The organism is Adlercreutzia sp. CNCM I-6216, assembly GCF_977113345.1.
On sequence record NZ_CDSBIE010000013.1, the window covers coordinates 1 to 24,759 of the forward strand.

General features: G+C 63.7%; 21 protein-coding genes and 1 pseudogene. 6 read left to right on the forward strand and 16 right to left on the reverse strand.

Annotated elements, in window-relative coordinates:
* From ACYVRU_RS10205 to ACYVRU_RS10265, 13 genes and pseudogenes are all read right to left on the reverse strand, one after another.
* Positions 1 to 3,337, reverse strand: a 3,337-nt coding sequence (locus tag ACYVRU_RS10205) for a type I restriction endonuclease (RefSeq protein ID WP_461186105.1), incomplete at its 3' end; no start/stop codon positions are given.
* Positions 3,338 to 3,339: 2 nt separating this feature from the next.
* Entirely contained in the window at positions 3,340 to 4,527 is a 1,188-nt protein-coding gene (locus ACYVRU_RS10210; RefSeq protein ID WP_015760612.1) for a restriction endonuclease subunit S domain-containing protein, read from the reverse strand.
* A pseudogene (locus tag ACYVRU_RS10215) lies at positions 4,524 to 6,625 on the reverse strand (class I SAM-dependent DNA methyltransferase). The gene ACYVRU_RS10210 and the pseudogene ACYVRU_RS10215 overlap by 4 nt, the downstream one beginning before the upstream one ends.
* Positions 6,626 to 6,874: 249 nt before the next feature.
* Complete coding sequence (locus tag ACYVRU_RS10220) at positions 6,875 to 7,840, reverse strand: Abi family protein (RefSeq protein WP_015760614.1); 966 nt, start codon at positions 7,838 to 7,840, stop codon at positions 6,875 to 6,877.
* A 190-nt stretch (positions 7,841 to 8,030) separates the two neighbouring features.
* The gene (locus ACYVRU_RS10225; protein ID WP_013978955.1) at positions 8,031 to 8,603 is read right to left on the reverse strand and encodes a hypothetical protein; all 573 of its coding nucleotides are present in this window, start codon (positions 8,601 to 8,603) and stop codon (positions 8,031 to 8,033) included.
* Positions 8,600 to 9,850 carry a relaxase/mobilization nuclease domain-containing protein gene (locus ACYVRU_RS10230; protein ID WP_013978954.1) on the reverse strand — a complete coding sequence of 417 codons (1,251 nt, stop codon included), beginning with the start codon at positions 9,848 to 9,850 and terminating at the stop codon, positions 8,600 to 8,602. Before ACYVRU_RS10230 ends, ACYVRU_RS10225 begins: the two co-directional genes overlap by 4 nt.
* A 1-nt stretch (position 9,851) precedes the next feature.
* On the reverse strand, positions 9,852 to 10,271 hold the full coding sequence (locus tag ACYVRU_RS10235; protein WP_229026828.1) for a DNA-binding protein: 420 nt from the start codon (positions 10,269 to 10,271) through the stop codon (positions 9,852 to 9,854).
* 263 nt (positions 10,272 to 10,534) lie between these two features.
* Positions 10,535 to 11,464: a ParB/RepB/Spo0J family partition protein gene (locus ACYVRU_RS10240; RefSeq protein WP_015760615.1), complete on the reverse strand. Its 930-nt coding sequence runs from the start codon at positions 11,462 to 11,464 to the stop codon at positions 10,535 to 10,537.
* Entirely contained in the window at positions 11,457 to 12,218 is a 762-nt protein-coding gene (locus ACYVRU_RS10245) for a ParA family protein (protein ID WP_015760616.1), read from the reverse strand. The genes ACYVRU_RS10240 and ACYVRU_RS10245 overlap by 8 nt, the downstream gene beginning before the upstream one ends.
* 171 nt (positions 12,219 to 12,389) lie before the next feature.
* A complete protein-coding gene (locus tag ACYVRU_RS10250; RefSeq protein ID WP_015760617.1) occupies positions 12,390 to 12,761 on the reverse strand; it encodes a YraN family protein in 372 nt (123 codons plus the stop codon).
* Between the two features lie 365 nt (positions 12,762 to 13,126).
* A complete protein-coding gene (locus ACYVRU_RS10255; protein WP_015760618.1) occupies positions 13,127 to 13,513 on the reverse strand; it encodes a plasmid mobilization protein in 387 nt (128 codons plus the stop codon).
* On the reverse strand, positions 13,513 to 14,586 hold the full coding sequence (locus tag ACYVRU_RS10260; RefSeq protein ID WP_015760619.1) for a site-specific integrase: 1,074 nt from the start codon (positions 14,584 to 14,586) through the stop codon (positions 13,513 to 13,515). The genes ACYVRU_RS10255 and ACYVRU_RS10260 overlap by 1 nt, the downstream gene beginning before the upstream one ends.
* Entirely contained in the window at positions 14,586 to 14,798 is a 213-nt protein-coding gene (locus ACYVRU_RS10265) for a hypothetical protein (protein ID WP_015760620.1), read from the reverse strand. Before ACYVRU_RS10265 ends, ACYVRU_RS10260 begins: the two co-directional genes overlap by 1 nt.
* Positions 14,799 to 14,937: 139 nt before the next feature.
* Between ACYVRU_RS10265 and ACYVRU_RS10270 the strand changes: the two genes are divergently transcribed.
* Both ACYVRU_RS10270 and ACYVRU_RS10275 read left to right on the forward strand, forming a co-directional pair.
* On the forward strand, positions 14,938 to 15,357 hold the full coding sequence (locus tag ACYVRU_RS10270) for a helix-turn-helix domain-containing protein (protein ID WP_015760621.1): 420 nt from the start codon (positions 14,938 to 14,940) through the stop codon (positions 15,355 to 15,357).
* Positions 15,351 to 16,601 (forward strand): RNA-binding domain-containing protein, encoded by a 1,251-nt coding sequence (locus ACYVRU_RS10275; protein WP_015760622.1) that lies wholly within the window; start codon positions 15,351 to 15,353, stop codon positions 16,599 to 16,601. The genes ACYVRU_RS10270 and ACYVRU_RS10275 overlap by 7 nt, the downstream gene beginning before the upstream one ends.
* Before the next feature lie 480 nt (positions 16,602 to 17,081).
* Here the strand turns inward: ACYVRU_RS10275 and guaA are convergent, their stop codons facing one another.
* The 3 genes from guaA to ACYVRU_RS10290 form a co-directional block, all read right to left on the reverse strand.
* Positions 17,082 to 18,686: a glutamine-hydrolyzing GMP synthase gene (gene guaA / locus ACYVRU_RS10280; protein ID WP_114549293.1), complete on the reverse strand. Its 1,605-nt coding sequence runs from the start codon at positions 18,684 to 18,686 to the stop codon at positions 17,082 to 17,084.
* Positions 18,687 to 18,888: 202 nt separating this feature from the next.
* On the reverse strand, positions 18,889 to 19,764 hold the full coding sequence (locus ACYVRU_RS10285) for a tyrosine-protein phosphatase (RefSeq protein ID WP_452039260.1): 876 nt from the start codon (positions 19,762 to 19,764) through the stop codon (positions 18,889 to 18,891).
* A gap of 184 nt (positions 19,765 to 19,948) precedes the next feature.
* Positions 19,949 to 20,326, reverse strand: coding sequence for a sulfurtransferase (locus ACYVRU_RS10290; RefSeq protein ID WP_161128395.1), 378 nt, complete (start codon positions 20,324 to 20,326; stop codon positions 19,949 to 19,951).
* A 306-nt stretch (positions 20,327 to 20,632) separates the two neighbouring features.
* Between ACYVRU_RS10290 and ACYVRU_RS10295 the strand changes: the two genes are divergently transcribed.
* The 4 genes from ACYVRU_RS10295 (at position 20,633) to ACYVRU_RS10310 (ending at position 24,729) form a co-directional block, all read left to right on the forward strand.
* On the forward strand, positions 20,633 to 21,037 hold the full coding sequence (locus tag ACYVRU_RS10295; protein WP_181869679.1) for an ArsR/SmtB family transcription factor: 405 nt from the start codon (positions 20,633 to 20,635) through the stop codon (positions 21,035 to 21,037).
* A 65-nt stretch (positions 21,038 to 21,102) separates the two neighbouring features.
* Positions 21,103 to 21,330 (forward strand): cation transporter, encoded by a 228-nt coding sequence (locus ACYVRU_RS10300; RefSeq protein ID WP_161128396.1) that lies wholly within the window; start codon positions 21,103 to 21,105, stop codon positions 21,328 to 21,330.
* Between the two features lie 8 nt (positions 21,331 to 21,338).
* Complete coding sequence (locus ACYVRU_RS10305) at positions 21,339 to 23,267, forward strand: heavy metal translocating P-type ATPase (protein WP_461186106.1); 1,929 nt, start codon at positions 21,339 to 21,341, stop codon at positions 23,265 to 23,267.
* 211 nt (positions 23,268 to 23,478) lie between these two features.
* Positions 23,479 to 24,729, forward strand: coding sequence for a baeRF8 domain-containing protein (locus tag ACYVRU_RS10310; protein ID WP_412668586.1), 1,251 nt, complete (start codon positions 23,479 to 23,481; stop codon positions 24,727 to 24,729).
* Positions 24,730 to 24,759: the final 30 nt, after the last annotated feature.

Consider the following 24,759-nt stretch of genomic DNA (forward strand, 5'->3'; position numbering starts at 1 on the left):
CCGCCGGCCAAAGTCCGGTAGCGCGATCGGCGCCTGTGCGGTGGCGCGATTGGCGGGAAGCGGGGGCCCAATCGGCGATTATTACGGTAGCGCTAACACCGTCCGCGAGGACAGCCTCCTTCGTGTTGCTCGTGTTCGTGATCTGCGTGTTGGTCACGGGGTCTGCCGCCACGGCGTCGGAGACCGCATTGACGGCTCGGGCCTTCACGAGGGGGTCGCCCTCGTCGCCCCACGTGCGGTTCAGCCTCTCCACGATCCTCGCCATGGTGTCGCGCTTGGGAGCGGCGCCTGAGCCGCCCGCGCCCATCGGCATGAGCTCGCCGCCCTCGACCCCCTCGGGGACCTTCTGGGCCGATATGCGGAAGTCCCGGAGCACGAGGCCGCGCACGTCGACGTCGTCGAGCGAGGTGCCCGCGATCCTGTGGCCGAGCAGCTTTGCGAAGCTGTAGAACACCTCGAGGTCGGGGTCGCCGAAGTCGAGCGCCTGGGACAGGAACGTGTAGGCGGAGCAGTACTTGGAGAGCTTCTTCCTGAAGGTCATCAGCTCCGCGACGCGTCCCGCCGCCTCGTCCGCGCTCCTCTTGGCCCTCTCCGCCTCCTCGGCCTCGCCGGCCGCCTCCGCCCGGTTGGCGCACTCCAGCCAAGTCTCGTAGGAGTCCCTGGCCGCCGCGAACCTCTCGCGGAAGATCTCGGCGGGCCCGGAGACGGCGGAGTAGAGGGCGGTCCTGTAGGCATCGCTCTCCCCGCCGGCTGCGAGGCCCTTGGACCTGTAGAGCGCCTCCTTGAACCCCTCGACGTCTCGCGTCGCGAACACGTCGGCCGCGTCGAGGGCGTCCTTCAGGTCGTAGACGACGTTCGGGTCCTGGGCCGCGCTCATCGTCGCGCCCTTGTCGTAGGTCTTGAAGGCGGCGAGAACCGTCTCGGGGTCGTTCACGAAGTCGACGACGAAGACCCTGTCCTTGCCGGAGCACGTCCTGTTGACGCGCGAGTAGGTCTGCACGATCTCGATGGCGTTGCCGAGCGGCTTGTCGACGTAGAGGGCGACTAGCTTCTTCTGGTCGAACCCGGTCTGGAACTTGTTGGCCACGATGAGCAGCCTGCTCTCGGGGCGGTCGAACGCCCTCTCGACCGGGCCCTGCCCGGTCGGGTTCATGTTGGCCTCGGTGTACTCGTATCCGCGCTCGATGAGGGCGAACGGGTTGTCCTCGAGGTACTCGTCCTCGGGCAGGACGCACCTGTCGCCCAGGACCTTCTGGGAGAAGGCGACGAGCGGCTCGCCGGGCACCTTGAAGCGCAGCCTCGGCTCGACCTTGGCGGGGTCGAGGTCCGGGCGGGCGCGGAGGTACGCCTCTATCGCGTACTTGTAGCGCACGACCTCGGGACGCCCGGAGGTGACGATCATGGCCTTGGCCTCGCCGTTCAGGAGCGGCGCCACGTTGTCGACGAAGTGGTCGATGATCCACTTGGCCTTCTCCATGACGTTCGTCGGGTGGAGCGAGCGCCACTTGGCGATCTTCCTCCTGGCGCGGCGCTCGTCGACGAGTCTCCCGTCGGCGTCCTCGGACTCGTCCTCGATTCTCGTGAGGGTCTTCAAGGGCACGTATCCCGAGAGCGGGTCGATGATGTAGCCCTCCTCGATCGCCTGCCGCATCGGGTAGAGGTGGAAGCTGCCCATGACCGGGTTGCCGTCCTCGTCCTCCTCGCCCGTCGGCGTGCCGAAGAGGGTCTTGGTCTCGGCCTTGGGGGTCGCGGTGAACGCGAGGAAGGAGACGTTCGGCGGCATGAGGTTGCTCGCCTGCATCTGGGCGAAGTAGGCGTCCATGACCGACCCGTCGTCGCCCGAGTCGTCGTCGAAGTCGAGCATCCTCTCGAACTTCAGCTTGTCCGCCGCCGCGTTGAAGGCGGTCTTGAGGGACGCCGCCGAGCTGCCCTCCTGGGAGCTGTGCGCCTCGTCGACGATCACCGCGAAGCCGGCGCCGTCGAGCTCGGGCAGCACCGCGATGTCCGGCCAGGCGTAGAGGAACGTCTGGATGGTGACCACGACGATCTCCCTCTTCTGGCGCAGGGCCTCGACGAGCTGGGAGCTCTTTGAGCCGTCCGAGACGGCGTTGCCCCTCTCGTCGCGGCCGATCATGACGACCTGTCCCGTCACCTTGGAGAGCTGGGAGATGGTCTTCTTTATGTTCTGGTCGAGCGACAGCCTGTCGGTGACCACCACGACGCTCGAGAACATCTTCTCGCCGTCCGCGCGGCGGAGCCTCGCGAGGTCGTGCGCAGCCCATGAGATGGTCTCGGTCTTGCCGGAGCCGGCCGAGTGCTCGATGAGGTAGCGGCGCCCCGCCCCGTGCTCGCGCGCGTCGGCCAGGACCTTCCTCTCGGCGTCGAACTGGTGGTAGCGGGGGAAGATCTGGGTCGCCTGTCTGCGCCACCGGCCGCTCGCGTCCTGCCTGTCCTCGACCTCCTCGAAGACGAAGCGGTCGAAGATGGACAGCCAGTTGTCGCGCTGGAGGATGGTGTCCCAGAGGTAGTGGGTCCTGTACTCGCCCTCCGGCGCGTCCGGGTTGCCCGCCCCGCCGTCGCGTCCCAGGTTGAACGGGAGGAAGCGGGGCCTCGCCGACTTGCTCGGGAAGGGGCCGAGGTTCGTGCACATCCAGACCTCGTCCTCGGAGACGGCGAAGTGGACCACGGCGCCCCTCTTGTACATGAGCAGCGGGTTCTTCCTGCCGCCGTCGGGCTCCACCGGCTTACGCTCGTCGGCGTACTCGTCGATGGCGTCACGCACGGTCTGGGTGAGCTCGGTCTTGACCTCGCCGGTGGCGACGGGGATGCCGTTGACGAACAGGACGAAGTCGAGAGACTTGCTCCCGGCGGTCTGGTAGTGGACCTGGTGCATGAAGCGCAGGATGTTGGCGTCGTAGCGCTCCCTCGCCCCGGGCACGCGCTCGTCGTCCGGGTAGCCCGCCATGCACTCGATGGTCTGATAGCCCGCCATCTGGAAGCCCTTGCGCAGCGTGAGGACGGTGCCGTTCCTCTCGAGACTCTTCACCAGGGCGCGCTTCAGCTGGTCGGCCCAGCGGGCGCCCTTCTCTCGGCGCATCTTGTCGAGCTTCTCCGGCGCGGTGGCCTCGAGCCAGGCGACGAAGTCGTCGAACACGAGTGCGTCGTTCGGGTCGAACCCCGTATCGTCAGGTGAGAGGGCCCAGCCCGAATGCTCCAGCCCTGCGACCTTGCGAGATATGTAGCGCTCGAACGGCGCCTCCTGATGGATCTTCCGGCTGCCGTCGAAACTGACGTCGAGATCGGATTTGCCTGGGATATGCATATCGACCTTTGTCATGGTTAGGCCTCCATACAGTCGATTTTGCCGGTCACGGCGTGGTGGATGACGGACTTGCGGTACTCGCCGAGCTTCTCGATGAGCTGCTCCTGGCGGGCGATTGCCTCGTCGATGGCCGCGCAGCGCTCGTCGAGGTAGTTCGCGACGGTTATTTGCGTTTCAAATGGGGGTTCAACTATGGTGATGCCCTTCATCTCTGCCCATTTTGTGGTCCAAAGGTCGTCTACTATTCCGTGACCGTTCTTATAAAACTCATCAGCAAATAGGGTCGTGTGAAACAACCAGTCATAGAAGCGTGGCTCCATATGTTCTCGGGGGATAAGTACCGTATTGATAAGGGATACGGAGCCATCTTGTCTTGCTATTCCGCATGATCCACGTCTATCTGACCTGCTGTTGATTACGAAGTCTCCCTCCATAACCAACTTCCTATCGTCATGCGCATCGGTCTTGGCAGCGCTATCAAGTTGAGGAACGATGCCTTGCATGGTTACGGACAATGGCTCGTAATCGCAATCGCTGACTTTCGTGTTGCGCAGGTCATAGACCTGTCCGATTTTCGTTAGACGCCAATTCGCCGGCACCTCGCCGATCCAGTCGACTCCGCTGTCCTTCATCTCTGTGTTCGGGTCGAGGCCCTTCGTCACGGCATGCGCAATGAGTGACTTCTTGTATTCCTTGAGCTTCCCGATGACATCGCGACGCTTCGCGACATCCTCGTCGATGGCCGCGCAGCGCTCATCGAGGTATGAGATGATTCGTCGCTGCTCCGCAAGTGGAGGGCGGGGGATTCTCGAATTGTCCCAGTCAAATTGAGTCATACTCGGCTTAGCCGTGTTGGTCATATATGGCTTAATGTCAACACAGGTTGCAGCATAGTAGAAGAACTTCAGTGAGAGCTTTTTACTTGTGATTTTCGCATCAAAAGCTGTATCGACGTTCCAGTAGAGCCCGGTAACAAGTTGGGGGCAATCTAATGTTCCCTTTCGTCCAAGAAGCACCGCTGGCCCATTCTTATGCTCGCCACAGGTTTTAAAGGGTTCGCCCCCGCTGCCCCAAACCGGAATATCACCAGGCGTTGTGGGGTCGGAGCCATGTCCAATTGAAACATCCGCCTTTATCGGAACGATTTCCCAGTTGACCGGCACCTCGCCGATCCAGTCAACGCCACTGTCCTTCGTCTCCCTCATGCCAGGAACCCCCTCATGAGCTCGCCGAGGCCGTCCTCGAGCTCGAGGATCTCCTTAGCGATGACTTGCGGGTCGCGAGGCTTCTCGTACTTGTAGAAATACCTGTTGAACGAGATGGTCGTTCCGACGACGCCAACCCCGCCGTCGCCGAGCGGGTTGGCCGTGAGCCCGCTCTTGGCGTCGTACTTCGGCTCGTCCTTTACGGACTCGTCCACCACGGCGTCGGGAGCGTAGGGCAGCACCTCGGTCGCCATGTAGTCGTTGATTTCCATGCCGATTGGAACGTTCTCCGTGTCCTTGAGCTCGGGGTCGAACACCGGATTGCCCTTCGCATCGATTGCGGGAGTCGCGGACGGGTCTCGACGTCCGAAGACCTTGACGAGGGCGTCGGCGAGGGCGGCCTTCTGTGGCTTGGGCTTTTCGATCGCTTTGTGAAGCTTCTCGGTCGCAGCCAGGACCTCGCTGTATGTGAGCGAGGCGCCCTCGTTCTTCTCAACCCAGGAGCGAATGGCGGCGCGGCTCGCGTCCGACAGCTTCTCCATGGGCTTGCTGAGGGTAAAGAGGGCATCCAGCCCATCGACCGAGGGCTCAATGACAACGCGCAGCGGGCGCTGCGTGGTCACCTTGCGGTACATGAAGTTCTCGACCGGGACGATGACCGACCTGCCGTGGTCGTGCCCGTCTACGTAGGTGCGCACGATCCACGCGGCCTGGTCCTCGCCGATCTCGTAGCGCTTGTTCCCTTGGCTCTTGCGCAGGGCGGTCTTCTCCTCCGAGGCGTCGATGAGCTGCACGTACCCCTTGCGGTTCTCCGGCTTGTGGTTGTTGAGCACCCAGATGTAGGTTGCGATGCCCGTGCGGTAGAAGATCTCGGTCGGCAGCTTCACGATGCAGTCGACGAGGTCCTCGCTGAACAGCCAGCGGCGGATGCCCGATGGCCCGCTGCCGGCATCCCCGTTGAACAGCGGGGAGCCCGAGAGCACGATGGCGGCCTTCCCGCCGCCCTCCTTGGGAGGGGCCATCTTCGCCGCGACGTTCTGCATGAAGAGCATGCTGCCGTCGTCGATGTCGGGCTTGCCGGCGCCGAACCTGCCATCGAACCCACGGCCCATCTCCTCGAGGACGGCGTCCTTCTCCTTCTTCCACTCCTTGCCGTAGGGCGGTTCGTGAGCTGGTAGTTGAAGGTGCGTCCCTCGAACCTGTCGTCGTCGAGGGTGTCGCCGAGCATGATGCCGGCCGACAGGTCGGTCATCTGGTCGAGCACGTCTCCCGAGCCCCCGGCGATATTGCGCAGCATGAGCGCGGCCTTGCCCATGGCCCAGGTCGCGTCCTCGAGCTCCTGGCCGTAGGGGACAATCTTGGTTGGGCTCTTGAAGTGCCCCTTGTCGTGCCACTCGTCGAGCTGGTCGAGCGCGTCGCAGATGAAGCCGCAGGTGCCGCAGCTGCCGTCGTAGAGCGTGCGGATGTCGCCGTTGTCGGCGTTGAGGAGCGTGTCCTCGTTCGCGAACAGGAGCGCCGTGGCGAGCCTCGCCACGTCCTTCGGCGTCATGAAGTCCTCGGCGTCCTGCGAGATCTCCTCGCCGTATCGCTGGATGAGGTGCTCGTAGATGTCGGTCATCATGCGGTCGGAGACCGTCTCGGGCCCGAGGTCGAAGCCCGAGAAGCGTGTGCACACCTCGTAGAGCATGCCCTTCTCATCAAGCTTCTCGCAGGTCTGGCGCATCTCGAAGCGCTGCAGGACCTCGCGGGCGTTCACGGAGAAGCCGTTGATGTAGGCCATGAGGGCGTCACAGGTCTTCGTCGCCCCGAGGTTGGAGAGCGTGAAGCTCGTGACGTTGTAGAAGCAGTGGCCGGAGAGGGCGCAGTACTTCGGGTCGTCGTCGTCCCAGACTCCCTTGGCGGCCTGTCTGCTCACGGCCGCCCGCGTAGGCTCGAGGGCGCACTCGAAGCGCCTCAGCACAGCGAAGGGAAGGATGAGCTTGTTGTAGTCGGCGGGGCGGATGACGTCGCGCACGTAGTTCGCGATGCTCCATATCTCATTAACGTAGTCGAACGCGGTCTTATCGGCCATGGTCGGACCTCTCTGCGTAAAATACATTCCCAACCATGTATTTTACAACCTAGGTCCCTCATTTGGGTTAATGGCCAACCAATTGTTCAACAAATCTGGTAAGTGGTATCACCAACCACTGATTTAACGAACTCAACCAGTATATTTACATACCCCAAAAAAATAGGGCAGAAACGCTTTCGCGATCCCGCCCCGCAAACCCGAAGGTTTCTGTCTGGCTATAATTATCGTGATTGCGGCCCGTTTGTCAAATCGAGCATATAGGATTTACCAGTATCACCGTTGGCTCAGCCATGCCTGGAAGACCTTTGACAGAAAGTCGTATGCCGAGATGATAGTCGTGTTCCCCCTGTACCAATCCGAGTTCTCCTCTGCACGTTGCCTAAATGCCAGGAATCCGTCGTATGCTCTCGCCTGCCTTTCTCGGGTGACGAAACGGTTGCAGGCATAGGCGAGCACCGTCGTCTGGAGCACTCGCGGATTGCGCATCTTGGATCGTCTCAGGCGCTTCGAGACACCTGCGTCGCCGAGCGCTTTCGCGACCGATGCGGGGTATCTCGTCGACGTGGCCGAGGAGATACCCAAGCCGTTGATGATGGCGCTCGAATGGGCAGCGGCGTTCCTGAGCGAATTCGCTCGCCTGAGAAGGTAATGGTCATCTCTCATTTCCGTATCGCCCCATCGGTTTGCGCAGAAGAGGTAGAAGCTGGCAAACGCGCCGAACGACGACAGCTCCAGGAACACCCATGCCGGCATCTCGTCTAGCGGATAGCGCTCGACGAGCGGTCCGAGGTAGGCGTCGTTCTCCAAGCGCGAGATCTCGCCTTCGCGCCTGTTGCGCTCGGCGTGGTTGAGGTGCGTGAGGTAGTCGGCGAGGACGGAGTAGCCGTCCTCGTTGCGATTGTCGGTTATTTTCTCGACGAGTTTTGTCTTGGCGGCGTTCTCCACGTCGAGTGTGAGCGGCAGCAGGAACCTGCGCAGTTCCTGGTCTATCCCCGCGAGGTCGACCAGTTGCCCGAAGTCGAGCTCGGCATACTCGCCGTCGTGCTTGCCGCCCACCCGTTTGGGAAAGAGCACGCGGTACGCCGCGAGGCGGAAGTAGTGGTCCTGCTCGGAGAGGATGCGAGAGGCCTCTCCCTCGTCGCACAGCTCGAAGGTCACGCCCTTGGACTTCAGGTGCTCTATCTGCTCCTCGACGGTGAGCTTGGGCTTTCTTTTATTATCTTCTGCGATTTCGTTCATAGCTTCGATCTTTCGTGCTTGGATAGGGATCGGTCTCGAGGGACGGAATGCGCGCCGTTTCTCAATTATCCTTCTTTTCGCATGCAATTGCGCGTGAAACGGCGATTGGAAGGTGCGCCTTGCCTACATGAACCGGAACACCGCCTTGAACATCCAGCGGACGAACGCCCCGATTCCCCTGAACACCGCTTTAATCATTTCCGAATCCTTCCATCCAATCGTCTTCCATGTCGTCTGCTGGCACCTCCTGTGCCGCTTCGGCCTCGACCGCCCTTTCGAGTGTAAGCGGAGTGACGCCGACCGCCTCCGCCATGAGCGCCTGGCTTGCCGCCAGCCTCTCGTCGTCGTTCGCCAGGTAGCCGCTCAGCCTCACGATGCGGCTGGCGAGCGACCCTCCGGGCCCGACGAAGAGGGCGCAAGCGCGATCTACCCTGGCGACGTCCACGAGCTCGCCGAAGAGCCTCGCGAGCACCGTCGAGCCGTCCAGGGTGACGCTCTCGATTCCGGCGGCCTCTCTCGGGGTGGCGAGCTGGAACCTCCAGCCCTTCTCGCGCCTCGCCTCGGGGGCCTCTCCGCCGTCTGTCCGGTAGGCCTCGTTCGCGGCGTAGCAGTGCGCCGTGAGCCAGAGGCCCTTCTTCTCGACGTCTGCGTAGTCGAGCGTGAGATCGGCGAGCATGCTCTTGCCCGAGAACGGCTGCGCCTCGGTGAAACGGTCGGTGTCGAACGCCTCGATGCGCCCGCGGTAGGCGACCTCCACCCTCATCGGAGCTCCCTCCTTTCTCGCCGCCGTTCCTGCTGTGCCTGCGTCTCGCGGCTACGCGGTTTCGCGTCGCCGCGCCTGACGGGCGCTTCCTCGCCCTGCGGCTGCCTTTGCCGCCTTGTCTGCGCGGTTTCGGGCAGGAGCCTGTTCGCCGCCGCGTATGCGCGCACCTCGCGCAGCGCTTCCGCCCGTTCGGCGGAATCGCCGTCGGCGCGGCCTTCGAGCCTTTCGATCCTCCTGTCGAGGTCTGCCAGGCTGTGCGCGTTCGCGGACATGAACGCCTCTATCGCGCCGGCGAGACGTTCCAGCTCCGACAGGTCGTTCAGCTCGATGGCGCTTTCGGCTTCGGAGAGTATCCGTCGGGATGCCGCCGGGGCTGGGTGCCAGGCGGCGATCCTGTCGAAGCGCCGCCTGAGCGCCTCCTGGCCGAAGGAGAGCCCCAGCTTCTCGCCTCCGATGCGCCAGGTGGGGTGGTCTGAAAGCGAGTAGATCCAGTCACGTCGCCACGACTTCTCCGAGTTCTGCGAAACATCCACTTCGAGCGCCTCGAGCACGGCCATGAACTCGTCCTCGTTGCGGGCGAGCGCCTTGGCCACCGTGACCCGGTTGCGGATGTCTGCGACCCACGAGTAGCCACCCTCTTTCTGGATCTCCCGCTCGGCGCGCCGCATGTATACGCTCTGCAGCGTCGCGGGCGTCGCCTTGCGCGTCTGCCCCTCGTCCTCCTCCCTCACGGTGTCGTTGCGCATGAAGCGATATCCGCGTTCCTCTGCGAGATCCTGAAGGCTGCGGTTGAGCTCCAGCGGGTCGGGGGTCTGCAGCCTGCGTTCGGTGGCGAGGTTGGTGTTGTTGACGACGATGTGGGCGTGGGGGATCCTGCGCTCGTTGTCGTCGTGCAGGACAATCGCCGCCTCGAAGTCGGCGAAGTGCCTGAGCGCCCAGGCGCTCGCGAGCTCCGCCACCTGGTCTGCGGTCAAGCCGTCTTGAGGATCGGGCGACATGACGAAATGCTTGAAGGTCCTCGCCGGCTTGCCCCGATACGGGGTGTCGTTGCCGCAGGCGCGCCTCGTCGCGTCCATCGAGTCCGCCCAGTCGAACCCGGCCGGGGCGGCCGAGACGTCCTCGAAGGCGCGCTCCTCCTGCCATGCGAAGTTCATGACCATGATCCCGAGGGCGCGCCCTCCCTTCTCGAGGTAGTGCTTTATGCCGGCGCATCCCGTGTGGCCGGCTATGGGCTTCAGCAGCGGCATGCTAGTCTCCGCCCACTATGGCACGGCCTTCGAGCGAGGCAAGCTCGCCCGCCATCTCGCAGCGACCCTCGTCGACCTGCGCGAGCAGAAGCGCGCACTCGTCGAGCTTGCTGGACACCCACTCCAGGTCGCCCCTTCCGTGGTCCAGCGCGAACTTGATGGAGTTGAGGGCGTGCACGCCCTGGTTGTAGTGGTGCCCCCACCTGACGAGCTCGCGGGAGAGCCTGCGCATTGAGAGTCCGTCGAGCAGCACGCCTCCGCGCTTCGCGTTCTCGGCATCGTCCGCGACCATGCGGGCGACGTAGCGCAGGTACTCGGAGCGGGTGAGCCCCTCCTCGTCGGCGCGCTCACAGACCGCGCGGAAGTCCGCGTCGCTCACGCGGGCGGTCAGCACGTTGTCGTATCTCAAGACCTTCGTCATCTTCTCCATCCTTCGCATCCTCCGCCGCCCCGATGCGGTGGAGGCTCGGGCGGCGCTCTTTCCAGGGGCGCGGGGCATCCCCCGCATGGCGCGGGCCGGGGAGCTTGCGGCAGCTTCGCGCGCCCGGCGGCGTCGCCTCCGCTTCGGGCTCTGGGCTCCGGGGCGGGGTGCGCCGTGCGCCCAGGCCGCCATCTATCTCGTGTATACGAGATAGGCTACTTGCTGGAAACGGTGCAGGAGCCCCTTCGGGCGCCTGCATGGGACTAAATGCGTCCAAGGAGCCTGCTGGCCGTTCTCGAGATCTTCTCGAGCACCTGCCTGTCCAGCCCGCTCGGCGGGTTTTCCGCCTTCGACTCGTAGCGCCTGAGCGCGCGAAGGGCGCTTGCGAGCGCCGCCGCGGGCTTGGGCGCGGGGCCCTTCACGTCTTCTTCGGCGGCGGGCTCGGCGGTCGACTTCTTGAGGAACTCGGTCGTCTCCTTCTTGCCCAGGGGCTGCGCCCGCCATGTCGCATGGAGCCGGTCCTGCGCATCGGAATCCAGATCGGCGAGGATCCCCACGGCGTCCGCCGAGAGCGCGTCCGCGAGCGCGGCCTCGCGCCACTGGGGCGTGAGCCTCTCCTCGATCTTGCGCGCGAGCGACTCCTGGCGCTGGATGGTCTTGCCCGATACCTTGCGTCCGGTCTGCTCGGATATGATCGCCGCCTTGATGTCCTCGGTGCGCACGCCGGAAAGCTCGGGGTTCTCGGCGCGCATGCGCTCGACCTCCACGCCGAGCGCACGGCTCGCCGCCGCGCGCTCGGTCACGGTGAGGCTGCGCACGAAGTAGTTGGCGGCGTGCAGCAGCATGACCGACTGCTCGTCGGTGATGCCCCGGATGACGCGGCAGGGGATCTGGGCGTATTTCTCATCTTCTTTCGCGAGGAGTGCGTAGGCCGCCTTTCGGCGGTGCCCGCTCACCATCTGCCAGCCGCCGTCGTCGAGCTTGCGCACGAGCGGCAGGTCGGTGAGCCCCTCCTCCTCGATGCTCTTCGCGAGCTGCGCGATGCCGGCCTCGTCCATCGAGTAGGCGGCGTTGGCGGGGTGATCGGCTATCTCTTCGATGGGGATCCTCTCGACGGGGTAGTCGTTGCGGGTCGATGCGCTCCTGTCGAGCAGCCCGGAGATGGTGAACCCCGATGTCGTGGGTTTAGCCATGGAGCACCTCCTCGGCGAGCGCCTCGTAGTCCTTGGCGGGCCGGCTGTTCGGCTTGAAGGCCGCGACGGGCTGCCACTGCCAGCTTCCCTCGCAGACCTTCGAGCTCGCGTGGATGACGGTGGCGAACTGGTTGTCGGGGAAGTACGCGTCGAGCACGTCGGCCCCGGTGGCCTCCGCGTTGGTCATGAGCCCGGGCACGCACGTGCGCAGGATGCGCCATGCGGGCGTGGGCACGCGCAGCGCGTCGGAGATGGACTCGATGGCGCTGACCGTGAGGGCGGTGCCGCGCATGACGGTGGAGTCGAGCTTCACCGGCACGATCACCATGCCGTCGCCCGCAGCGGCTAGGTAGGCGTTGAAGGCGAGGCGCTTCATCGTGGGGCTGCAGTCCACGATGCAGACGTCGTAGTCGCCCGCGCAGTCGTCGAGCGCGAAGCGAAGGCGCTGCTCGCGCAGGAGCAGCTCGTTCTGGTCGACGAGTTCTATGGTCGAGGGCACGACGGAGAGCCCATCGGCCTCGGTTTCGAAGGCAACGTCGCCGACGGGCGCGTTCCCGTAGAGGAGCTCGACGGCTCCCCGACGCTCGGCCGCGGCGCGGTCGTAGAGCCCGAAGAAGTCCGTGGCCGACGCCTGCGGGTCCAGGTCTATCAGGAGCGTCCTCAGGCCCCGCCTGGCGTAGATGGTGGCGAGGTTGACTGCAGTGGTGGTCTTTCCGACCCCGCCCTTGTAGTTCGATATCGCGAGCGTCCTCATGCTTCCTCCGTCCTCTCTGCGATCGTCGATGGCGTTTACCCCGAGTATACAGAACGGAAACGTTCTGTTAATACTGACCGTTCGCCATGGGGTGGCGGTTCGCCATGGGGCGAGCCGCCTGCAAACGGCCCCCTCCGTCCGGAGGGGGCCTGCCCAGGCGGGCCGGAGGTCCTAGGCCTCGCCGAAGGCGTTGATGTGGTGCCTGAGCAGCGCGCGGTCCTCTCCGACGACAATCATGCTGATCTTGTCGAACCTCACGCCGACCGATTCGGCGAAGTCGTTCTCGACGAGCCAGGAGACCGCGAGCAGCTCCATCGTCTCGCGATCGTTCCTCCCGTCGCCGAAGCCGGCGCCGGAGTTCGGGCGCGCGGAGACGTCGACGAACACGAGGTCGTCGGACTCGGGGTCGCGTGCGACCAGGTCGATGGTTCCTCTCGTCTCGGGCGACTTCCACCCGGTCGCGAGCGTCTCGTAGCCGCGGACCTCGAGGAAGCGGGCCGCCGCCTCGACCGCCCTGTCCTGGAGAGTGGGATTGGTGTTCATGGTGACCTCCGTTCGGTTGGGGCGGAGCCCCTTGCCCCGCCTTGTGGCATCGGGGCCGCACCGCCTGCCGCGCCCCGCAAGGGAGGAAGCGAAGGCGCGTTCCTCGCCCCATCGGGCCGTTGGTTTTCCGAAGCCCGGAGGGCGCTTTGTTTTGCCGCTTTCGCCTTTTCTCTCGGGCGGCAAAAGAAATCGGAAAAGCATCGCGACCCTTGCGGGGCGCATCGGGCGGCTGTGCGAGCCTTTGATGCCCAAGGAGGAGGCAAGGCGATCCGATCGAACGGAGCCCGCCGTGCCGCGAATGCCCCCAGGAGGCTGTCTGAGGGTCGGCTGCTCGGGGGAAGCCCTTGCCGGGCCGCCCGGCGGAGCTAGCCCCTCGCCATCCTGAGAACCGCCGCGTCCTGCTGCGCCACGTCGTCCCCGACCGCCCCGAGCTCGTCGGCGCCGAGGTCGACGAACACGCGCGTCAGCACCTGCATGAGCTCGATGAGGCGCTCGTCGATGCCGTCGGCGCTCCTGAGCCTCCTGAGCTCGACGTAGACGGATTTCATCTGGTCGCGCAGCATCCTATAGACCCTCACGTTCGGGCTGACGTTTATGTCGCGGCACTCGAGCCTGGAGGTTATGTAGTCCTGCTTGGTCATGCCGCTTGCCGCGACGAGGGCGTTTATCACCTCGTCCTCCTCCGGCGAGACCCGGAACGCTATCGTCTTGCTGCGCCGGCGCCCTTTGTAGTCGACGATCGGCCTGGACATCAGGGCCTCCTTCCCTGGTCGAGCGCCGCTGCCATGTCCGACTGCTTGCTGGGGAAGAGGTGGGCGTAGCGAAGCGTCATCTCGTAGGTCTCGTGCCCCAGCCGGTCCGCTATGGCGATCGCGCTGAACCCCATCTCTATGAGGAGCGAGACGTGGCTGTGGCGAAGGTCGTGGATCCGGATGGGCTCGAGCCCGCATGCGGCGCAGCCGCGCTTCATCTCGTGGTGCAGGTAGCTTTTGGTGAAGCAGAAGATGCGGCAGGCGCGCCGCTCCTCAGGGATGGATCCGAGGAAATCGGCGAGCTCGTCCGCGAGGAACTCCGGCATGACCACATCCCTCTTCGATTTGGGCGTCTTGGGGGAGGTGATGACGTCCCTCCTCCGAATCCGCTGGTAGCTCTTGGTGACGTGGATGAGGCACTTTCCAAGGTCGATGTCGTTCGGTTCGAGGGCGAGGAGCTCGCCGACCCTCAAGCCGCACCAGTACAGGATCTCGAACGCGTAGAAGCTGGCTGGCTTGTCCATCACCTCCTCGCTGAACGCGAGGTACTGCTCCTTCGTCCAGAACCTCATCTCTGCGCCTTTCCGCTCGCCGATCTTGATTGTCGGGGTGGCGGGGCTCTTTCCCAGGCCGTAGTACTTGACCGCGTGGTTGAAGATGGCGCTCAGCTGGTTGTTTATGGTTCTCAGGTAGGTGCCGCTGTACGGCTTCCCCTCGTCGTCGTACGAGCCCACCATCCTGTTCTGCCAGTCAACCACGTCTTTGGGGGTGATGTCGCACATCCTCTTCGGCCCGAAGAACGGCACTATCTTCGTGCGGATGATGTGCTCCTTGGTGAGCCAGGTGTTGAGCTTGAGCCTTGGCCTCACGTCTTCGGAGTACCTCTTCACGAACGCCTCGAAGGGCATCGACATGGACCCGTCGGCAGAGGCCAGGAAATCAGCCTCCCACGCCAAGGCATCGCCCTTGGTCGCGAACCCCCGTTTCACCTTGTGCTTGCGGTTGCCGTCGATGTCGCTGTAGTAGCACTGGACGTACCAGGAGCCCGTCTTCCCGTTCATGTAGGCGGGCATCAGCGGGCCTCTTGTCTGGGGGCGGCGTCTCCGCAGTGGAAGCGCTCGTAGAAATACTTTCGGCTCACCTTCCCTTTGATGGTGGTGTAGCCTCTCTGCTCCATCTCGGAGTTCAGCATCCTGATGATGCGGTAGGCGTAGGGCCTGCTGATGCCGAGGGCGTGCATGACCTCCTCGACGCCCATGATCACCGGCTTAGAATTCTGCTCCATATCTTCCTCCTTCGTTCGATGAACAGAACAGAAACGTTCTGTAATTCGTGACACTAACAGAACGAAAATGTTCGGTCAAGACAAATTGAGAACGTTTTTGTTCTCTAGTATCATGGGGAAAACGATCAGAGGAGGAGAGATGACGACGGGAAGCCGCATACGGGCATTGCGCGAGTCGCGGGGGATGACGCAACGGCAGCTCGCTGAGAGGGCCGGCTGCACCGACGCGGCCATCAGAAACTACGAGGCGGGCAGGAGGGCGCTGAAGGGCTCCGCCTTGGATGCGATTGCAGGCGCCCTCGGGGTCGCCCCCGAGGCCCTCATGCCCGTCCAGGCTGAATCCGTCAGGGACGCCCTCGAGCTCCTCTTCAGGATCGAGGAGGAGTTCGGGCTCAGGCCCGTCGGCGGAGGCAGGCTCGCCGTCGCGCCCGGCGCGGAGAAGGCGCCTAAGCTCGCCGCCGCCATCAAGGCCTGGGAATCCCAGGTGGATGCGCTCGACCGCGGAGAGATAACCCCCGAGGAATACGAGTCCTGGAAGATGGGGATTGGCGGATGCTAGGCGATTCGAGGAGGATTTCGAGGGCGCGCCTTATCGGCAGCCTTCTATCAAGAATCCAAGAAGAGGCTCCGAAGCTCATCGCATTGAAGCGCGAAGGCGCCTACTGGGACTTCAAGAAGGAGTGGCACAAAGACAATTCCGAGCTGATCCACGACATACTATGCCTTGCCAACAATCTCGAGAGCGACGTGTCGTACCTCTTCATCGGCATAGACGAGGAAGAGGGCTATTCGGTGTGCGATGTCGAGAACAATGATCATGCCGAACGGAAGGCGAACCAGATGATCGTCGATATGCTCTCGAAGACAAAATGGGACAACGGTCAGCCTCCCTTCGCGGTCGTGGAGCCAATGGAGCTTGACGGGGGAACAATAGACATCCTATGCGTCGTGAGCAGGCGGGAGGATATGCCTTATTCCCTCTCGAAAGGGTCGGGGAAAGTGCGCGCGCATATGGTCCACACGCGACGCGTCGACTCGAACACGCCCATAGACGAAGGAGCGTCGTGGAACGAAGTGGAGGACATCTGGCGCCATCACTTCTCGCTCGACGAATCTCCTCTTGCGAGGGTGAAGGTGATGCTCGAAGACAAGGAGCATTGGAGGTTTCTCTCCGAGGTGGTCGGCACGGAGGACAAGTATTATCTGTACGCTCCGGAGTTTACCGTCTGCCATTATTCGGACGACGAGCGGGACGGCTACGAGTACTACATGCTGAACCAGACAGACCCTAGTCCGAGCTGGTATATGATCGAGATCCGCTATTTCCAGACTCGCATATTCGACACTCTCGGCATCGCCCTCGACGGCGGCAGGTATTTCGCGCCCGCCCCGTCGCGTTCCTTCGTGCGCTGGAATCGGCGCAGCCTGGATTTCAATCTCATGTATTGCTACTACACAAGGGATTCTTTGGATTGGAACCTGAACGAGTTCTTCTTCGACGAGAACTACGGCGATGCCAGGATAGCGCGCAGGCGGTTCCTCGAAACCGTCGTCATCTTCCAAGACGAGGAAGAACGTAAAGGCTTCGAGATCCTTCTTCGCGAACGTCATTCCGAATTCGAGGAGGAGATGTCAGAGGCCCCCGACCCGTACGGCGCAGAGCGACTTCCCGAGGACTATCCCCAGGAGGCGAAGGACCAAGCCACCCGCGAGCTGAAAGCGATTCCCATCCTCAAGCGCATGCTCGAAGAATTCAGGGACGATCTCGAAGGGTTGCGCTTGCCCACTTCCAGGGATTGGTAGTTTGGCCCGCAAGCCCTCTGCTGCTACTCGGGAGGAGTAATAGCGAAATCCGACCGTCTTCGTGAGTTTGCGAGAATGACACTTCCAGGCTCTCCGCCAGGGGCATCCGTCATTCTTGAGTTTCGTTTTTCCGGGTGAGTTTCGTTTGAGTTTCGTCGATTTTCGGCGGCACCTGCAAGCCTCCCGCCATCATTGCCTCTCGTCGGCTTGCAGGTTCTTCGGTTCGCGTCGGTTCCCTTCGGTTCCGTTCGAGTCGTTTCAGGCTCGTTCGACCCATGCCCGTTTGCCATGGGGTGACAACCGACCATGCGTCTACCTGCGGAAACGAAAAGGCTCCTCGATTCTTTCGAGGAGCCTTGTGAGTTTCTATCTGATTTCGGAATCATGCGGTTTGCAGGTGCGGACGTTCTGAAATGTCGTCATCGGTCGCCATTGGAACCGCTAGAAACCGTATGAAAATCACAAACAAATGTTCTATTACTATTCCCACTCGATCGTTGCGGGCGGTTTGCTGGTGATATCATACACCACTCGGTTCACGCCGGGGACTTCGGCTACGATGCGGCCGGAGATGCGGGCTAGGACGTCATAGGGCAGGCGGGCCCAGTCGGCGGTCATGGCATCCGAGCTTTCTACGGCGCGCAGGATCACCGGGCGCGCGTAGGTGCGCTCGTCGCCCATGACGCCAACGGACTTGATGTCTGGCAGCACGGCGAAGTACTGCCAGACACTGTGCTCGCTGTTGCGCTCGCCTGTCTCGGCGAACAGGCGCTCGTTGTAGGTGTCCAGCTCCTCGCGGACGATGGCGTCGGCGTTCTTCAGGATGCTCAGCTTCTCGGCGTCCACGTCGCCGATGATGCGGATGGCCAGGCCCGGCCCCGGGAAGGGCTGGCGGTGCACGATGTAGTCGGGCAGCCCCAGCGCCGTGCCCAGCGCGCGTACCTCGTCCTTGAAGAAATGATCCAAGGGCTCAATCAGGTCGAAATGCACGCCCTCGGGGAACGGAATCAAATTATGGTGCGACTTGATGGTGCTTGCCTTCCCGCCGGTCTTGCGCGCGCCGCTCTCGATGATGTCGGGGTAGATGGTGCCCTGGGCCAGGTACTTCACCGGACGCCCGTCCTGGGCCAGATCCTCCGCCACGGCGAAGAACTCCTTCCAGAACTGCGTGCCGATGATGCGACGCTTCTGCTCCGGGTCGGTCACGCCTCGCAGAAGCTCAAGATAGCGCTCCTCGGCGTGCACGTGGATGAAGTCCACGTCGAACTGCTTCGTGAACACCTCTTCCACTTCCTCGGGCTCGCCCTTGCGCAGAAAGCCGTGGTTCACGAACACGCAGGTCAACTGTTTGCCAATGGCGCGGGCGCACAGCGCCGCCACCACGGACGAGTCCACGCCGCCCGAAAGGCCTAAAATGACGCGGTCGTCCCCCACCTCGGCGCGGATGGCCTCGATGGAGTCGTCGATGATGGAGTCCATCGTCCAATCCGGCTCAAGCTCGCACACGCCGAACAGGAAGTTCCGCAGCATGGTCTGGCCGAACTCGGTGTGGCGCACCTCGGGGTGGAACTGCGTGGCGAACAGGCGCCGCTCGGGGTATTCCATGGACGCCACCGGGCACACCTCGGTGCGCGACGTGATGGAGAAGCCCTCGGGCACGCGGCTCACAGCATCGCGGTGGCTCATCCACACGGTCTGTTCGCCGGGGGTGCCGTCGAACAGCGCCGACTCGCCCGCCCGCGTGATGACCGCCGGGCCGTACTCGCCCTTCTCGGTATGTCCCACTTCCCCGCCGAGCGCCACGGCCATGGCCTGCTGCCCGTAGCAGAAGCCGAGCACGGGAATGCCCAGGGCAAGAATCTCGGGATCGATGGAGGGGGCGTCCTCCGCGTACACCGACGCCGGGCCGCCGGACAGGATGATGGCCGCCGGCGCGATGGCGCGCACCTCCTCGGCCGTGATGTCGCAGGGCACGATTTCGGAATACACGTGCAAATCGCGCACGCGACGGGCGATGAGCTGCCCGTACTGGGCGCCGAAATCGACGACGATGACTTTCTGTTCCGGGGTAGCGGACTCGGCCACAATGCCTCCTTGGGTCGCGAAATGTTCGAGGGCGATTTTACACCTCCCCGCGCGCTGAGGTATTTCTACGAGGTGAAATGTCGAGAAAGTGCGGAATGGATGGAGGATAGGGAGATTAGGGCAGACCAAGGTCTGCCCTTACGGGCGGACGGGCGAGATTGCTCAAGGCCGCACGAGCAGGCGCAGCGCGAGGGAGGGCGGGCTACCGGAGATACTTCGCGCGGAGAGCTTGGCGTTTTTCGGGGCCAAAATCCAGGGCCTCGGCGAGGTAGGCATCGAAAGAGCCGTAGTTGGCGTTCACCGCCGCCATGGCGCAATCGTAGTAGTCGTTGTAGGCGTAGAACAGCGAGTCGATGTCCGCGTCGAGCCCCTTCATGAGACCCAGCTTCTTGCTGATGGCGTCGACGATCCCCTCGGCGCGGTTGCGCACGAACAAGTTCGTGGCCAGGTAATCGGCGCGCACGTAGGCCTCGGGCACCCCGAGCGCCCGCTCCACGATAACCGCGCCCAGACCAGCGCGGTCCTTGCCCTCGGTGCAGTGCCACAGATAGGCTCCGCCGGCGCCTTCCAGAAGCACCTCGAGAAACGACGTATAGGCCACCCGCCCCGCCTCGTCCAGCAGAATCTGCGGGTACATGCCGCACACCAGCTCGTGGGGGCCGGCGTTGTAGCTGGCGAAGGTCTTCAGGTCCTCGGCCATGCCCGCACCGTGGGTGATGCCGATGGTCTCGCCGGTCAGCGCCGGGAAGTCGTAGAAGACCACGCCTTCCATAAGCTCGCGAGGGTCGGGCTCCTTGTCGCGCTCGAGCTGGGTGCGGAAGTCGATGACGCCGGCGAGGTCGTAGTCGCCCACGAGCCGCGCCAGATCCTGCTCGCTCGCCTTGTGCAGCGCGCCGCTGCGCAGGAGCTTCGCCGGCGCGATGGTGCGCCCGTCGGCCGTCGGCATGCCGCCCAAGTCGCGCGTGTTGTGCAGCCCCTCAAAGGGAATGTGCCCGAATTCGGGGAACCCGGGAATGGGCTCGGGCCTATCGAGCTGCGAGGACTTCTCCTCGTCGATGCGCTTCTCTTCCGTGGTCATGGCAGCCTCCCGTCTTCGCGAACGCGGGCCTCCCGCGTCGATGTCTCCCGCCTATGGTAGGACAGCGAAGGGCCGCCTGCCACGGACAGACGACCCTTGTCATCGTTTCGTCGCGACGGGTGCATCGGCATCGGCATCGGCACCGGCAGCCCCAGACGTCCGGCCCGCAGGTCTTCGCGCCCTCCTACGACGCCTTCGCGAAGGCAACCGACGAGGCCTCCACGGGACGCGCCGGGTCGCGCATCCAGTCGTTCATGCTGCCGGCGTACAGATACAGTCTACTGTAACCCGCCGACGCCAGGTAATCGCAGGCGATCTTGGCATGCACGCCCATCTGGCAGTACACGATGACCGCGTCCTCGGGGAAAATGCCGTTGTCCTGGAACATCTCGGCCAGCTCCTCGGCAGGATCCTCCGAGGCGGCGGCCACATCGAGCCGAATGTTGATGGCCGAGGGAATATGGGCCGTGTCGTAGCGCAGCGGCGGCCGCACGTCCACGATGGGCATGCGCCCTATCTCGCGCTTCACGAAGTCGGCATCGACGATTTGGTAAGCCTTCATTGCAACACCTTTCAAATTCGCATCGGGCGCGACGGGACGACCGACCGCGCCTTCTTCCCCAGCTCATATCAATGATGGGGAATTGGCCGGATCGTGCAAGGCAAAAGCATGCGGCACTGCGTCCTATCGCGTTTTCTGCTTTCAATGGTAGCTTTGGCGCGCCTTCCGATGGCGACGGAGCCGTTACGCTTCCCCTTCCGTTGCTCTTCCAAACGAAATCTTTTATTCCGCCCCTTGACAGAACGGTGGCGGTGCCTATACTTATGAACAGTTGCTCATATGTTTAATAGTTTGCAAGGAGCTGAGATGAGCGAACCGACAGCCATAGAGAAAGAAGCCGGCAAAATCGTGGAAGGCGCCTGCGCATCGCTGGAGGCCTGCCCCTGCGGCTGCAACCGCGAGGCCACGGCCGGCTTGTTCGCGGAAATGCCCGACGAGGAGCTGCTGTTCGACGTGGCCGACCTGTTCAAGGCCTTCTCCGACACCACCCGCATCAAGATCCTGTTCGCGCTCATGGGCGGCGGCCTATCCGTCGGCGACATCACCGCCGTCGTCGGCTGCACCCAAAGCGCCGTGAGCCACCAGCTGCGCACGTTGAAGCAGGCGCGCCTTGTGAAGGCCACCCGCGACGGCAAGAACGTCATCTACGCCCTCTCCGACGACCACGTCTACACCATGCTCGCCCAGGGCATGACCCACGTGTGCGAGTAACCCTGCCCCCGATTCACCGAACCGGCCCCTCCTAGCGAGTGGGAACAACACTGAAAGGAACCACCATGCGCAAGTCATTCAAACTGGAGAACCTTGATTGCGCCAACTGCGCCGCGAAAATGGAAGCCGGCATCAACGAGCTGCCCGGCGTGAACAAGGCATCCATCAGCTTCATGACGAGCAAGCTGATGATTGACGCGGACGCCGCCGACGCCGAGGCCCTGTCCGCCATCGTCGACGCCGCCCAGGCCGTCTGCACCAGCTACGAGAAAGACTGCCGCATCGTCCGTTAGGATTCCCCATGAACCCGAAGCAGAAGAAACTCCTCACGCGCATCATCGTCGCCCTCGTGCTGTTCGTCGCCATTGAAGCGGCGACCCAAACCGGCATCCTGCGCGCCGCCTTCGGCACCCCCGGCGATGTGTACGCCGAGTTCGCGCTCTTCCTCATCCCCTATCTTATCGCCGGCTACGACGTCATCGCCGGCGCGCTGCGAGGCCTTGCGCACGGGCACGCGCTGGACGAGGACTTCCTCATGACCGTGGCCACCTTCGGCGCGTTCGCGCTGGTGCTGTTCCCCGACACCGAGCCGCACATGGCCGAAGGCGCGGCGGTGATGCTGTTCTTCCAGGTGGGCGAGCTGTTCCAAAGTTACGCGGTTGACAAGTCGCGCCAGTCCATCGCGGACATGATGGACATCGCGCCGGAGTACGCCAACGTCATGGAAGAGGGCAAGCTGAAGCAGATCGATCCCTTCGAGCTGGCCCCCGACGACGAGTTCATCGTCATGCCCGGTGAGCGCATCCCGCTCGACGGCACGGTGCTGACCGGCGAAAGCCAGATCGACACCGCGGCGCTTACCGGCGAGTCGGTGCCCCGCACGGCGCACCCGGGCGACGAGGTCATCTCCGGCTGCGTGAACCTGACGGGCAAACTCGTCGTGCGCGCCACCAAGCCCTTCGAGGACTCCACCGTGAGCCGCATCCTGGAGTTGGTGGAAAACGCCGCCGAGAAGAAGGCCCGCACCGAGAACTTCATCACGCGGTTCGCCCGCGTGTACACCCCCGTCGTTGTGGGCGTGGCCGCCGTGCTCGCCGTCGTGCCGCCGCTGCTGTTCGGCGGCCAGTGGTCTGACTGGGTGCTGCGCGGACTCACCTTCCTCGTGGTGTCGTGCCCCTGTGCGCTGGTCATCTCCGTGCCGCTGTCGTTCTTCGGCGGCATCGGCGGCGCCTCGCGCCTCGGCATTCTGGTGAAGGGGTCGAACTACCTGGAGGCCCTAGGCTCCACCGAGACCGTCGTATTCGACAAGACCGGCACGCTGACCGACGGCACGTTCTCCGTGACCGAGCTCGTTTGTGCCCCCGGCGTAAGCAAGGCCGAGCTTGCTGACATCGCCGCGGCGGCCGAGACCTTTTCCACCCATCCCATCGCGCAATCGGTGCGGGCCTATCGCGGAGCCGCAGTGGCGGCCGAGCGGGTGCGCGACGTCCGCGAGGTGAGCGGCCAGGGCGTGGAGGCGGTCGTGGACGGGCGCGAGGTGCTCGTGGGCAACGGCAAGCTCATGGCGGCCCACCATATCGCCTTCACCGCCGTCGAGGCCCCGGGCACCGTGCTCTACGTGGCCGCCGACGGCACCTACCTGGGCGCCATCGCCATCGCCGACACCGTGAAGCCCGGCGCCGTGCGCGCCATCGCCGACTTGCGGGCGGCCGGCGTGAAGAAGACCGTCATGCTCACCGGCGACCGCGCGCCCGTGGCCCAGGCCGTCGCCGCCACACTCGGCATCGACGAGGTGCACGCCGAGCTGCTTCCCCAAGACAAGGTGGCCGAGGTGGAAGCGCTCCTCGCCCAAACCGAGCGCGACACCCACGGCAAGGGCAAGCTGGCCTTCGTGGGCGACGGCATCAACGACGCGCCGGTGCTCACCCGCGCCGACATCGGCATCGCCATGGGCGCTATGGGGTCGGACGCCGCCATCGAGGCCGCCGACATCGTGCTCATGAACGACAACCCCGCAGACATCGCCCGCGCCATTCACCTGGCCCGGCGCACCATGGGCATCGTCTGGCAGAACATCGTGTTCGCCCTGGGCATCAAATTCGCCGTGCTGGTGCTGGCCGCCTTCGGCATCGCGAACATGTGGATGGCCGTCTTCGCCGACGTGGGCGTGGCCGTCATCGCCATCTTGAACGCCATGCGCGCCATGAACGTGAAGCGCTACCTCGACTAAAGGCAACTAAAGGCGAGCGGCCAAATCAACTTTAAACTGCATTTCGGCAACCGCCCGTTCACAGGCTGGCTCATAGCCCCCGATTTTCCTCGTCGGGGGCTATGCTCTTTCCAGCACATCAGTTGCACCACGCGCCGTCGCCTTCCAACGTCAACGGCGCGGCGACACTGCTGCGCGCACTTTGTGTTCCCGACCACTTTGGAGGTTCGTCATGAAAGACGAGAAGGAGACCTTGCGGAAGACCGCCGATAGCATTCACGTGATGGAGGACTTCGATCCGGCCATCCTCGCCGATGTGACCGCGCCCGTCGTGTCGCTCTACATCCCCGTGCACCACACCGAGCGCGAGGAGCGCCGCGATATCTGGGATCGTGACATGTTCAAGGATCTGATGAAGGACGCCGAGCGCACCCTTGCGGAAACCTACGACAAGGACGCCTATAAGGGCATTGTGGAAAAGGCCGACTACCTGCTCGAGCATCCGGACATGCCGCTTTGGCTGCACGCCGGCGAGGGCCTGGGCTTCCTCATGAGCAACGACGACATCTACGTGTACAACCTATTCTTCGCCCCCGACCCCATGGTGGCCGCCGGCGACACCTACTTCGTCAAGCCGCTGCTGCGCAATTTTCAGTACGGCACCGAGTACTACGTGCTGGAGCTGGGCAACGACCGTTTCAGCTGGGTGAAGGGCGACCGCACCCATGTGGAGCGCCAGCAGCTGCCGCAGGAAGTGCACGACTTCTTCAGCGAGCTGTTCGCCAACAGCGACGACACCGCCGCCGACATGAAGAAGGGCGAGCTGGGCGCGCTGGACTACATCACCCTGGAAGGCCACATGGGCCAGTACCATGACCGCCAGTCCCGCAACGAGGTGAAGAAGGACGACGCCCTGCCGTGGTTCCGCTACGTGAACCAGGCCGTGAACGACTACCTCGTGCGCGATGACGCCACTCCCATCATCCTGTGCTGCGACGAGGAGTACGAGCACGCCTTCCGCAAGCTCTCCACGCTGCGCCACCTCCTGCCCGTCGGCATCAAGAAGGATCCCGCCGGTCTTGACGGCAAGGCGCTTCTGGAAGAGTCGCTGACCGTGATGGACGGCATCCGCGATGCGAACATCAAGGAAACCGCCGAGAAGTTCGGCGCCGATGCGGCCCACGGCAAGGCCTCGGACGACTTCGACGCCATCGGCATGGCACTGGCCGAGCGCCGCGTGGGAGCGCTGTTCCTCGTGAAGGGCAAAATCCTCCCCGGCGGCTTCGACATCAACACCGGCACCGTCACCTTCGACGGGAACCCCAACCCAGTCGACGACGGCTACATCGACCCGGCCGCGCCCGACATCACCGACGCCTTCGCCCAGGCGGCACTGGCCCAAGACGCCCACATCTACATCGTCGAGCAGGATCAGATGCCCACCGACCAACCCGTCGCCGCCCTCTTCCGCTACGCGGAGTAGGAAAGGGGGCAGCACGGCAAAACCCGCGAC